Origin of the sequence: Mycobacterium sp. 1164985.4, from assembly GCF_001668575.1 — a bacterium.
GTDB lineage: Bacteria > Actinomycetota > Actinomycetes > Mycobacteriales > Mycobacteriaceae > Mycobacterium.
In genome coordinates, this window is record NZ_LZMD01000034.1 from 58,449 (window position 1) to 70,481 (window position 12,033).

A 12,033-nucleotide genomic window follows, 5' to 3' on the forward strand; every position below is an offset into this window, starting at 1 on the left:
ATACCACCGCATGAGCCCTTCGTCACTGCTCTATTCCACGCTCGCTGCCGAGTTGGACCGCCGTATCGCCGGTGAGGTCCGATTCGACCCTGGCTCGCGGGCGGCCTACTCCACCGACGCCTCGAACTACCGTCAGGTCCCCATCGGTGTCGTCGTGCCCCATACGCCGGACGATGCGGTCGAGGCCATCGCTGTGTGCCGCGACAACGACGTTCCCGTCCTGTCGCGCGGTGGCGGCACCAGCTTGGCGGGTCAGTGCTGCAATGCCGCCGTCGTGCTCGACTGGAGCAAGTACTGCACCCGCATCCGCGCAATCGACGTCGACAGGGGCACGGCGGTGGTCGAACCGGGCATCAAGCTCGACGTTCTCAACGACCACCTCGCGGACACCGGCTGGATGGTGGGCCCGAAACCGTCCACACATGTCAGTTGCACCGTCGGCGGAATGATCGGCAACAACTCGTGCGGCTCGACCGCGCAGGCGTACGGAAAGATGGTCGACTCGGTTCGCGCCCTTCAGATTTTGACCTATGACGGCGCCCAATGTTGGGTCGGCCCGACCGACGACCGCGACATCGACCGGATCATCACCTCGGGAGGACGGCTCGCCGAGATCTACGGTGGGCTGCGCTCGATCGTCACCGAGTTCGGCGACGACATTCGTGAGCGCTACCCACACATTCCACGCCGGGTGTCGGGATACAACCTCGATAGCCTATTGCCCGACAACGGCTTTGACCTGGCAAAGGCGTTGGTCGGAAGCGAGAGCACGCTCGTCACCGTGCTGTGCGCCGAGATCTCCTTGGTCCGCCGACCCGCCGCGAGCGCGCTGGCAATACTCGGGTTCGACGACATCGCCGCCGCTGCCGACGCCGTTCCAGCCGTGCTCGAGCACGAACCGGCGGCGCTGGAAGGCCTCGACCAGCGGCTGGTCGAACTCGAACACTCACGGCGGCTGGCCGAGAAGGCCCTCAATCAGCTTCCCCGCGGCGGCGGTTGGCTCATGGTGCAAGTGGACGGAGACGACCAGGATCAGGCCGACCACCGCGCCAAGGCGATGATCGAGGCCGTGCAGGCCACGGCCGACTGCGATGCCAGAATCGTCAGTGATCCGGTACACAAGAAGCAGGTGTGGGCCGCCCGGGAAGCCGGACTGGGCGCGACGGCCTATCCACCGGTCGGCCCCGAGACGCACGAAGGTTGGGAGGACGCGGCGGTCCCGCCGCACCGGCTGGGTGACTACCTGCGTGACTTTCACGCCCTGCTCGACCGCTACGGCTACGGAACGTCCTCGCTATACGGGCATTTCGGCCAGGGTTGCGTACACACTCGGATCCCCTTCGATCTGCGCACCGCCGACGGCATCGCCGCCTACAGACGGTTCGCCCACGACGCCGCCCACCTCGTCGTCGACTACGGCGGGTCGCTGTCCGGGGAACACGGCGACGGTCAGTCGCGCGGCGAACTGTTGCCGATCATGTTCGGCCACCGTGTCGTTCGCGCGTTCGAGAAGACCAAGGCGCTCTTCGACCCCGACAACCGGATGAATCCGGGAAAGGTAGTCAAGCCGTATCGGCTCGACGACAACCTGCGATTCGGCACTGGGTATCTCCCGATCGAGCCGGCGACGGCATTCGCGTACGCCGATGACGGGCACCGCTTCTCGCACGCCGCCGCACGGTGCGTCGGTGTCGGGAAGTGCCGCGGCGACGAGTCCGGCGTGATGTGTCCGAGCTATCGCGCCACCGGAGAGGAACACCATTCGACCCGTGGGCGCGCGCGGTTGCTGTTCGAGATGCTCCAGCAGGACGTCATCAGCGACGGCTGGGCGTCCACCGAGATCCGTGACGCCCTCGATCTGTGCCTGGCGTGCAAGGGGTGTCTGAGCGACTGCCCGGTCAACGTCGACATGGCAACCTACAAGGCGGAGTTCCTTTTTCACCACTATCACCGTCGACTGCGTCCGATGGCCCACTACACGATGGGATGGATACCCCTGTGGGCCCACATGGCCGCGGTCGCACCGCGAGCCGTCAACGCCTTGACCCACATGCCGCGCCTGGACGCGGCAGTCAAGACCCTCGGCGGGATCGATTCGCATCGCGATCTCCCGCGGTTCGCGACGCAACGATTCACCCGGTGGTGGCGCGATCAGCCGCTGCGAACCGACGGACACGAGTCGGTCATCCTGTTCGCGGACACCTTCACCAACAACTTCGACCCGGGCATCGGTCGCGACGCCGTCGAGGTGCTCCGCTCGGCCGGCTTCACCGTCATCGTTCCACGTCGATCACTCTGCTGTGGGCTCACATGGATTTCCACCGGCCAACTCGGTGTCGCGAAAAAGGTTCTGGGGCGGACGCTGCGGGCCCTGCGGCCCGCGCTGCGCACCGGCACTCCGGTCGTCGTGCTCGAGCCCAGTTGTGCGGCGGTGTTCCGCTCCGATGCCACAAACCTGTTGAACGGCAACGAGGATGCGCATCGGCTCGCTGAGCAGACGTACACGATCGGCGAACTTCTGCACCGCAAGGCAGGCGAGTGGGACCCTCCGCGCATTGGGGGCCGCGCCGTCGTGCAGCCGCATTGTCACCAGCACGCTGTGCTGCACTACTCCGACGAGAAAGCGGTTCTCGAGGATGCCGGTGTCGACGCCAGAGTGCTCGATGCCGGATGCTGCGGCCTTGCAGGGAATTTCGGTTTTCAGCGCGGACATCATGACGTATCGGTGGCGTGCGCCGAGGACAAACTGCTTCCCGCGCTGCGTGATGCGGACCCCGAGACGATGGTGCTCGCCGACGGATTCAGCTGTCGAACGCAGATCCGCGACCTGATCGAGAACCGAACCCCGCGTCACACCGCTTCCGTCCTCGCCGAGGCCCTACGAGATCGAAAGGAGAAACGATGACCCTCACCTTGTCCGACGAAGATCGGGCCACCCGACTGGCGGCCGCGCCGGTCACCGAGGCCGAACGCCTGCGGCTCGAAATCGCTCAGCTGCGGGACAAGCTGGCCGGCCTGCCCGTGATCGAACAGGCCAAAGGGATGCTGATGCAGACGTTCGGCCTCAATGGCGAGCAGGCGTTCGACCTCCTTCGCGTGCTGTCTCAGGTCAGCAACGTCCGGGTCCGTCAGGTCGCGCTCTGCGTCGTCGAGATCTGGACCCGGTGTGGGCCGCGGCCCGACTTCGACGCCGCGACCGAATTCTTGGTGACGGTGCGGGAGGGGCTGCGCGCTACCGCCGGGACTGCGGGCGGGGAATGAACCCCCTCGCGGTACCCATCGCGCCGACTAAGCCAGCAGAGTCAGGACGATCCAGCCCGCCACCGCCGACGGAAGCATCGCGTCGATGCGGTCCATGATGCCGCCGTGTCCCGGCAGCAAGGTGCCCATGTCCTTGATTCCGAGGTCGCGTTTGACCTGCGACTCGACCAGGTCGCCCAGCACACCGGTGATCACGAGCATGAGCCCGAGCGGCACGCCGACCCAGGCCGGCTTGTCGAGCAGGAACGTCACCGACACCACCGCGGCGCCGATGCCGAACACCATCGAACCGCCCAGCCCCTCCCACGATTTCTTCGGGCTGATGGCCGGGGCCATCAGATGCTTGCCGAACAGGACTCCGGCCACGTACCCGCCGATGTCGGCGAACACCACGGTCGCGATCACCGTGAACACCCGCCCACCGCCGTGGTCCTGGAAGATCAGCAGCGCACTGAAACTGGCGAAAAGGGGCACCCACGTCGACAGCAACACCGAGGCGGCGATGTCGCGGAGATAATTGACCGGCTGGTGGCGCAACCCATGCCCGACGAGCCGCCACACCATGCAGACGACGATCGTTCCGCCGTACGCGCCGAGCACCCCGGCCGGGCCGAACGGCCAGCTCAGCCAGATCATCGCCTGGCCGCCCAGCAGCAAGGGAACGGCGGGGAGGTCGTATCCGGCCTCGCGCAGTCGGCGGATCACCTCGTGGGTGGCGATGGGGATGAAAACCGCCAGCACCGGCAGCCAGCCGATCGGCCAGAAGAGGAGCGTGCCGATGGCGACCGCGCCGAGCGCGACGCCGACCCCGATCGCGGCGGGCAGGTCACGGCCCGCCCGCGACTTCTTCTTGGGCGGTTCGTCGACCGGCGTCTCTGCCACGGGACCCTTGTGCTGTTCGGTCACTAGACCTCCAGCAGCTCGCCTTCTTTGTGCTTGACGAGTTCGTCGATCTGATGGGTGTAGGTGGCGGTGGACTTGTCGAGGTCCTTCTCCGCGCGGCCCACCTCGTCCTCGCCCGCCTCGCCGTCCTTTTTGATGCGGTGCAGCTCCTCCATCGCCTTGCGACGGATGTTGCGCACCGCGACCTTGGCGTCCTCGCCCTTGGCCTTGGCCTGCTTGACCAGGTCACGGCGACGCTCTTCGGTCAGCTGCGGAATGGCCACGCGGATGACGTTGCCGTCGTTGGTGGGATTCACGCCGAGATCGGAGTTGCGGATCGCCTCCTCGATGTTGCGCAGCTGGCCGGCCTCATAGGGCTTGATCACCACCAGCCTTGCCTCGGGCACGTTGATGCTGGACAGCTGCGTGATCGGGGTCGGTGACCCGTAGTAGTCGACGTTGACGCGTGCGAACATCGCCGGATTGGCGCGACCGGTGCGGATGGAGGACAGGTCGTCGCGCGCGACCGACACCGCCTTCTCCATCTTCTCCTCGGCATCGAAGAGGGTTTCGTCGATCACGTCCTTCTCCTTCGTCTGTGCGCGTCGGTCACTCCTCGCGCGTGCGCATCGTCGCTGTCGCTTGCCCAGGTGGGTCAGGTGGTGACCAGTGTTCCGATCTTCTCACCCGCGACCGCCCGCGCGATATTGCCGTCGGTGAGCAGGTTGAACACCAGGATCGGCATGCCGTTGTCCATGCAGAGGCTGAACGCGGTCGCGTCGGCGACCTTCAGGCCCCGGTCGATCACCTCGCGGTGGCTGATGGCGGTGAGCAATTCGGCGTCGGGGTCCTGGCGCGGGTCGGCGGTGAACACACCGTCGACGGCCTTGGCCATCAGCACCACCTCGGCTCCGATCTCGAGCGCGCGCTGCGCGGCGGTGGTGTCAGTGGAGAAATACGGCAGGCCCATGCCGGCCCCGAAGATCACGACGCGGCCCTTCTCGAGGTGCCGCACGGCCCGCAGCGGAATGTACGGCTCGGCGACCTGGCCCATGGTGATGGCGGTCTGCACCCGCGTCGCGATGCCTTCTTTCTCCAGAAAGTCCTGCAGCGCCAGGCTGTTCATCACGGTTCCGAGCATGCCCATGTAGTCACTGCGCGTGCGCTCCATACCACGCTGCTGCAACTGCGCGCCGCGGAAGAAGTTTCCGCCACCGATGACCACGGCGACCTGCACACCGCTGCGCACGACTTCGGCGATCTGGCGCGCGACGAGGTGTACGACGTCCGGGTCGAGGCCCACTTCCCCACCGCCGAACATCTCACCGCCCAGCTTGAGCAGCACCCTGCTGTACATGGGACGGATGGAACCTGACGCGGCGCCGTTGGGACTAGTCGAGTCCGGAGCCGCCTGACCGGCGACATTGGGGTCCGCCATCCGACTCCTTACGGGTCTTCGCTGAGATCCCCCTCATCCTGCCTCATGAGCGGCGCCACGGCGGCGAGTGGGTCGCGACTCGCCGAATCAGTCGGGAAGGTGCGCGCTCAAAAGCCAGGCAGGCACCGATCGGCGGCCTTTCGGCTCGTCGCGGATGTCGAGCGCCGGGAAGAACTCCTCGAAGCCCTCCGGGAAAACGCCGTGGATGCGCGCCGGCCTGATCTCGTCAATGGTCCAGTACTTGGAGACCACGTCGCGCAACTCGTCTTCGGTGACGGGGTTGGCCGGCCCGTTGGGCATCCCCGCCCTGTCGAACACCAGCACGAAGTACGACGCACCGGGGGCGGCGGCCCGGACGATCGAGCGCTGGTATCCCTCGCGCAGTTCGACGGGCATCGAGTGGAACAACGTCGAGTCGACGATGGTCCCGAACCGGCCGTCGTAGCCCCCGAAGTCGCTGATGTCGGCGACCTCGAAGGTGGCGTTGGTCAGCCCGCGCTCGGCGGCCTCCTGCTTGGCCAGTTCGATCGCGGTCGGCGACTGATCGAGACCGACCGTGGTGACGCCCCGCTCCGCGAGGTAAATCGAGATCGCGGCTTCGCCACAGCCGGCGTCGAGCACATCGCCGTGGAACTTGCCCTGCTCGATGAGGGCGGCGAGCTCCGGCTGCGGTTCGCCGATGCTCCACGGCGGCTTCGCGCCGCTCATCTCGGGCATCTCGCCCTTGTACGCGTTGTCGAACAGTTCACTCGTCGGTTCGGTCATAGAACTTTGATATCAACGTGGTTGATATATGTCAATATGGTTGACATGAATGGACCGCTCGAGGATCAGCCGCTCGGCTTTCTGCTGTCCCGGGTGGCCAAGGCGCTGCGCGCCGAGGTCACCGCGACGGTCCTCGAACCGCTGGGCGTGGCGTTCCCCCAGTACCTGTGCATGCGGATCCTGTCGCAGCACGAGGGCCGGTCGAACGCCGAACTGGCCCGCGACTTCAACGTCTCACCGCAGGCGATGAACATGGTGCTTCGCGGCCTGGAGGACCGCGGGCTGGTGTCGCGGCCCGCAAGCGTTTCGTCGGGCCGCTCGCTGCCCGCGCAGCTCACCCGCGAGGGTCGGGAGTTGTTGAAGCGCACCGATTCCGGCGTGCACGCCGCAGAGTGCAAGTTGATGGCCAATCTCACGCAGCGTCAGCAGCGGGAGTTCAAGCAGATCCTCGCGGCGCTCGGAACGGACTGAGTTCTGCGAGACTACGGGCCATGAAGATCGTCCTGGCGCCGGACTCGTTCAAGGAATCGATGACCGCGTCCGAAGCGGTCGCCGCGATGAGGGCCGGCGTCGCGGCCGTGCTACCGGGCGCCGACGTCGTCGGCGTCCCGATGGCCGACGGCGGTGAAGGAACCGTCGACGCGGTCGTCGACGCGTTGCACGGTGAGCACGTCGACGTGGCGGTGTCCGACGCGCTGGGCCGCACCGTCACCGCGCGGTATGGCTATGTGCCCCTGCGCCAGCTGGCGGTGATCGAGATGGCGGCCGCGGCGGGGCTCGAGCTCATCGCACCTGAGAAGCGAAACATCCTCTCGGCGAGCACATTCGGGGTGGGTCAACTGATCCGCGCGGCACTCGACCGAGGTGCCGAGGATTTCCTGATCGGTCTGGGCGGGTCGGCCACCAACGACGGCGGAACGGGCATGCTCACGGCGCTGGGCGCGGCGTTCCTGGACGCCGACGGCAAACCGTTGGCGCCCGGCGGCGGGGATCTCGACCGCCTCGAGCGCGTCGATCTGACCGGCTTGGACCCGCGTCTTCGGGAGGTCAGGATCCGGGTGGCATCCGACGTCACCGCACCGCTGTTGGGCCCCAGCGGGGCCAGCGCGGTGTTCGGCCCGCAGAAAGGCGCCGGGCCCGACGATGTGACGCGACTCGAGGCGGGTTTGGCCCGGCTGGCCTCTGTCGCGTCCGCGACGCTCGGTGGCACCCAACCGCAGCGACCTGGCGCGGGCGCCGCGGGCGGCGCGGGGTTTGCGCTCGTCGAATTCCTCGGTGCGGTAAGCAGATCCGGCGTAGAGGAGGTGGCAGAGACCGTCGGCTTGGAGCGGGCGCTGTACGGCGCCGACTGGGTGTTCACCGGCGAGGGCAGCGTCGACGCTCAGACCGTCATGGGCAAGACCCCGTATGGCGTCGCTCGGGCGGCGGTGCGCGCCGGGGCCAGCGTGGTCATCTTCGCCGGTCGGGTTGCTCCCGATGCCGCGGTGCTGCTCGACCACGGCGTCGAGCGACTCGTCGCGATCACCGCCGACGACACGCCGATCGAACGGGCTCTGCGGGAGGGCGCCCAGTCGCTCACCCGCGCCACCGCCGAGGTCTGCCGCAATCTCTAGCGCGGGTCGTGAATGCGCGTGAACGGCCGCGCTTCTTCGAGTTCGTAGGCCAACTCGAGCAACCTGCGTTCCTGGCCCACAGGCGCGGCGAACATCATGCCGACCGGAAGCCCGGCCGCGGACTCGGCGAGGGGCAGCGAGATCGCCGGCTCCCCCGTGGCGTTCTGCAGCGGTGTGAACGCCACCCAGTCGACGAGCCGGTCGATGATCGTCTGGTAGTCCTGCGTCGGGTCGAGATGTCCGATCGGCGGCGCGACGTCGGCGAGCGTCGGGGTCAGCACGACGTCGTGGTCGTCGGTGATGCGTGAGGTGATCCGGCGGATGCGCGACAACCGCGTGATCGCTGTCGGCAACCGGTGCAGATTCCGCGAGGCGTGACGGCCGAGGCCGAGCGTGAGATTGTCCAGGCGCGCGCGGTCGAAGTTCGACCCCAACGTGCGGCCGCTGCGCACCAGCGCGAACGCCAGGAACGACCAGTAGAGCAGGAAGTCGTCCATGAAGTGCGACGGCACGGGATTGTCGATCACCGTGACCCGATGCCCGAGTTCCTCGAGCAGCGCGGCGTTCTTCAGCGTCAGCTCACGCACCTCGGGGCTCGCCTCGCGCGAGATCGACTGCGTGCACACCGCGATTCGTAGCCGTTGGGTCCCGGGCCGCGCGACGTCGCCGATCGCGGGTAACCGCGGATTGCGGTACACCCGCTCGATCTCGCGGTAGAACGCCGCGGTGTCGCGCACCGACCGGGTGACGGCGCCGTTGGCGACGATGCGAAGCGGCATCTGCCGCAGCTTTTTGTCCAGCGGCAGTCGGCCGCGCGACGGCTTGAGACCCACCAACCCGTTGCAGGAGGCGGGGATTCGGATCGATCCGCCACCGTCGTTGGCGTGCGCGATCGGCACCACCCCGGCGGCGACGAACGCCGCGGAACCAGACGACGACGCACCCGCGGTGTGCTCGGGGTTCCAGGGATTGCGCACGGGCCCGATGCGGGGATGCTCGGCCGAGGCGCTGAAGCCGAACTCTGACATCTGCGTCTTGCCGATCGGCGCCAACCCAGTCGCCAGGAACGAGCGCGCGAAGTCGCCGTGTCGCCGTTCCGGGCGCGGATCCCACGCGTCGGTGCCGTTCATGGTCGGCATACCGGCGACCGCCACATTGTCTTTCAGGAACGACGGCACTCCGTTGAAGTAGCCGCCGTAGGGATGCGGATCGGCGGCGCGGGTCCGCGCCTTCTCGAACGCCGCGTACGCCAATCCGTTCAGCGACGGGTTGACGGCCTCCGTGCGGGCGATCGCGGCCTCGATCAGTTCCGCTCGCGACACGGCGCCCGACTGCAGCGCCTCAACAAGAGCGACGGCGTCCAAATCGCCGAGGGCGTCATCGCCGAAGGCATCAATGCGACCCATGACCGCGACGGTACCAGGCCGTACCGCGTCGTGGGCCTACCCTCCACATGCGCGAGCGCTCACCGTTGTACCGATTTCGGCCCTTCGGCCGTACAACGATGAGCGCTCGCGGTGGAGATTTCTAGGCTTGGCCGACCTCGAAGCGAACGAAGCGGGTCACGGTCACGCCCGCCTCGTCGAGCAGGGCTTTGACGGTCTTCTTGTTATCGGACACCGACGGCTGGTCGAGCAGCACGACGTCCTTGTAGAAGCCGGTCACGCGGCCTTCGACGATCTTGGGCAGCGCCTGCTCGGGCTTGCCTTCGGTACGGGCGGTCTCCTCGGCGATGCGACGCTCGTTGGCGACGACGTCCTCGGGCACGTCCTCGCGGGTGAGGTACTTGGCCTTGAGCGCGGCGATCTGCAAAGCGACCGCGTGCGCGGCCTGCTTGTTGTCGCCCTGATACTCCACCAGCACACCGACGGCCGGCGGCAGGTCCGCGGCACGCTTGTGCAGGTAGGTCTCGACGGTGCCGTCGAAGTACGCGACGCGGCGCAACTCAAGCTTCTCGCCGATCTTGGCCGACAGGTCGGCGATCACCTGCTCGACAGTGGTGTCACCCACCTTGGCGGCCTTCAGCGCGTCGACGTCGGTGGCCTTCGCGGCCGCGGCGGCGGCGACGATCTGGTCGGCGACGGCCTGGAACTCCGCGTTCTTGGCGACGAAGTCGGTTTCGGAGTTCAGCTCGATCAGTGCACCGTCCTTCGCGGCCACCAGGCCCTCGGCGGTCGCGCGCTCGGCGCGCTTGCCGACGTCCTTGGCGCCCTTGATGCGCAGCAGCTCGACGGCCTTGTCGAAATCGCCGTCGGCCTCGACCAACGCGTTCTTGCTGTCGAGCATGCCGGCGCCGGTCAGCTCCCGCAGTCGCTTGACGTCAGCGGCGGTGTAGTTGGCCATATCAGCTCTCCGTGGTCTTCGGTTCGGTCTGGACGTCCGCCTCGGGGGTGCCGGGCTCGGCACCTGCGGCGGTCGGGGATGCGGTGGCGGTCGCGCCGGCCAGCAGTTCCTGCTCCCACTCGGCGAGCGGTTCGGCGGCCTCGGCGTCGGGCTTGTCGCCGTCACGGCCCACACCGGCGCGGGCCTGCAGGCCCTCGGCGACCGCGGCGGCGATCACCTTGGTCAGCAGGGCGGCCGAACGGATCGCGTCGTCGTTGCCCGGAATCGGGTAGTCGACGAGGTCGGGATCGCAGTTGGTGTCGAGGATCGCGATGACGGGGATGCCGAGCTTGCGCGCCTCGCCGACGGCGATGTGCTCCTTGTTGGTGTCGACGACCCACACGGCCGAGGGCACCTTGGCCATGTCGCGGATACCGCCGAGCGACCGCTCGAGCTTGTTCTTCTCGCGGGTCAGCATCAGGATTTCCTTCTTGGTGCGACCCTCGAACCCGCCGGTCTGCTCCATCGTCTCGAGTTCCTTGAGACGCTGCAGCCGCTTGTGCACGGTCGAGAAGTTCGTGAGCATGCCGCCCAGCCAGCGCTGGTTCACGTACGGCATGCCGACGCGGGTGGCCTCTTCGGCGATCGACTCCTGCGCCTGCTTCTTGGTGCCGACGAACATGATCGTCCCACCGTGGGCGACGGTTTCCTTGACGAACTCGTACGCCTTGTCGATGTAGGTCAGCGTCTGCTGCAGATCGATGATGTAGATGCCGTTGCGGTCGGTGAAGATGAACCGCTTCATCTTGGGATTCCAGCGACGGGTCTGATGCCCGAAGTGGGTGCCGCTGTCGAGCAGCTGCTTCATGGTTACAACAGCCATGAGTCCATGGTCCTTTTCGTCGGTTGATGCCGGCGTCGGGTGACGCCGAGCCCTGGTGACTGCTCGGAAGCCAGAACCCGTCAGAAGACGGGACCGACGGCATCCGGGATACGACCTAGTCGAACGGGTCGTGCGCAGACACGCGAAGTCAGCCCGCGCAAGCGAGCTGCGGTTAGCAGTTTACACCCTGCACAGGGGTGCTTTTTCCACGTCGATTCCATGCCGAGCCGTTGTCCACAGATCCTCGTCGCGGTCTGGCGCCGGTCGGGCGTAGTGCGCTGAACTGGGATTATGCGTTGGGTCGTGGTCGTGGCCGCCGTCACGGTGTCCGGGCTGGTGTGGGCGGCGCCCGTCGCCGCGCAGGAGGGCCGCCTGGCCTGGCCGCTGCGACCGCGCCCCGAGGTGATGCGCAGCTTCGACGCCCCCACCCCCAACTGGGAGACCGGGCATCGCGGTGTGGACCTGGCGGGAACGCCCGGTCAGCGGGTGTTGGCGGCGGCCGAGGGCACCGTGGTGTTCGCAGGAGAGCTGGCGGGGCGGACGGTCGTCTCGATCGCTCATCCCGGCGGGCTGCGGACCACGTACGAACCGGTCCGGGCGACGGTCGTGCGCGGTCAGCGCGTCGACGCGGAGTCGGCGATCGGCGTGCTGGAGGCGGGGCATCTCGGCTGCCCGCGATCGGCGTGCCTGCACTGGGGCGCGATGTGGGGTCCCGCGTCGCGCGCCGACTACGTCGACCCGCTCGGCCTGGTCGTCACGACCCCGATCCGCCTCAAACCGATTTCTTTTTGGCGCGAGCGTGCATTGCTCCTATGTCAAGCGGCGATGCGATGGTCGGTATTTCCGGCGTTGCGGTGGGTGTGTTCGTC

General features: G+C 67.3%; 11 protein-coding genes and 1 pseudogene. 5 read left to right on the forward strand and 7 right to left on the reverse strand.

Annotated features, from left to right (window positions below; all coding sequences use genetic code 11):
• Positions 1 to 10 precede the first annotated feature (10 nt).
• On the forward strand, positions 11 to 2,905 hold the full coding sequence (locus tag A5650_RS04890; protein ID WP_067286873.1) for an FAD-binding and (Fe-S)-binding domain-containing protein: 2,895 nt from the start codon (positions 11 to 13) through the stop codon (positions 2,903 to 2,905).
• On the forward strand, positions 2,902 to 3,261 hold the full coding sequence (locus A5650_RS04895; RefSeq protein WP_067286876.1) for an ANTAR domain-containing protein: 360 nt from the start codon (positions 2,902 to 2,904) through the stop codon (positions 3,259 to 3,261). The genes A5650_RS04890 and A5650_RS04895 overlap by 4 nt, the downstream gene beginning before the upstream one ends.
• Positions 3,262 to 3,288: 27 nt before the next feature.
• On the opposite strand, the gene A5650_RS04900 is transcribed toward A5650_RS04895, so the two are convergent.
• The 4 genes from A5650_RS04900 to A5650_RS04915 form a co-directional block, all read right to left on the reverse strand.
• Entirely contained in the window at positions 3,289 to 4,167 is an 879-nt protein-coding gene (locus A5650_RS04900) for a phosphatidate cytidylyltransferase (protein ID WP_067286879.1), read from the reverse strand.
• Positions 4,167 to 4,724 carry a ribosome recycling factor gene (gene frr / locus A5650_RS04905; protein ID WP_067286883.1) on the reverse strand — a complete coding sequence of 186 codons (558 nt, stop codon included), beginning with the start codon at positions 4,722 to 4,724 and terminating at the stop codon, positions 4,167 to 4,169. Before frr ends, A5650_RS04900 begins: the two co-directional genes overlap by 1 nt.
• A gap of 74 nt (positions 4,725 to 4,798) precedes the next feature.
• Positions 4,799 to 5,581 (reverse strand): UMP kinase, encoded by a 783-nt coding sequence (gene pyrH / locus A5650_RS04910; protein WP_067286886.1) that lies wholly within the window; start codon positions 5,579 to 5,581, stop codon positions 4,799 to 4,801.
• 87 nt (positions 5,582 to 5,668) lie between these two features.
• Positions 5,669 to 6,346 (reverse strand): class I SAM-dependent methyltransferase, encoded by a 678-nt coding sequence (locus tag A5650_RS04915; protein ID WP_067286889.1) that lies wholly within the window; start codon positions 6,344 to 6,346, stop codon positions 5,669 to 5,671.
• Between the two features lie 36 nt (positions 6,347 to 6,382).
• On the opposite strand from A5650_RS04915, the gene A5650_RS04920 reads away from it, so the two are divergent.
• On the forward strand, positions 6,383 to 6,817 hold the full coding sequence (locus A5650_RS04920; protein WP_067286891.1) for a MarR family winged helix-turn-helix transcriptional regulator: 435 nt from the start codon (positions 6,383 to 6,385) through the stop codon (positions 6,815 to 6,817).
• Between the two features lie 20 nt (positions 6,818 to 6,837).
• A complete protein-coding gene (locus A5650_RS04925; RefSeq protein WP_067286893.1) occupies positions 6,838 to 7,959 on the forward strand; it encodes a glycerate kinase in 1,122 nt (373 codons plus the stop codon).
• On the opposite strand, the gene A5650_RS04930 is transcribed toward A5650_RS04925, so the two are convergent.
• The 3 genes from A5650_RS04930 to rpsB form a co-directional block, all read right to left on the reverse strand.
• Entirely contained in the window at positions 7,956 to 9,365 is a 1,410-nt protein-coding gene (locus A5650_RS04930; protein WP_067286896.1) for an amidase, read from the reverse strand. The genes A5650_RS04925 and A5650_RS04930 overlap by 4 nt on opposite strands.
• A 121-nt stretch (positions 9,366 to 9,486) precedes the next feature.
• Complete coding sequence (gene tsf / locus A5650_RS04935; RefSeq protein ID WP_067286898.1) at positions 9,487 to 10,302, reverse strand: translation elongation factor Ts; 816 nt, start codon at positions 10,300 to 10,302, stop codon at positions 9,487 to 9,489.
• 1 nt (position 10,303) lies between these two features.
• Entirely contained in the window at positions 10,304 to 11,164 is an 861-nt protein-coding gene (rpsB, locus tag A5650_RS04940; RefSeq protein ID WP_067286900.1) for a 30S ribosomal protein S2, read from the reverse strand.
• Between the two features lie 291 nt (positions 11,165 to 11,455).
• On the opposite strand from rpsB, the pseudogene A5650_RS04945 reads away from it, so the two are divergent.
• Positions 11,456 to 11,947, forward strand: a pseudogene (locus tag A5650_RS04945) (murein hydrolase activator EnvC family protein); the annotation flags it as partial.
• Between the last annotated feature and the right edge of the window lie 86 nt (positions 11,948 to 12,033).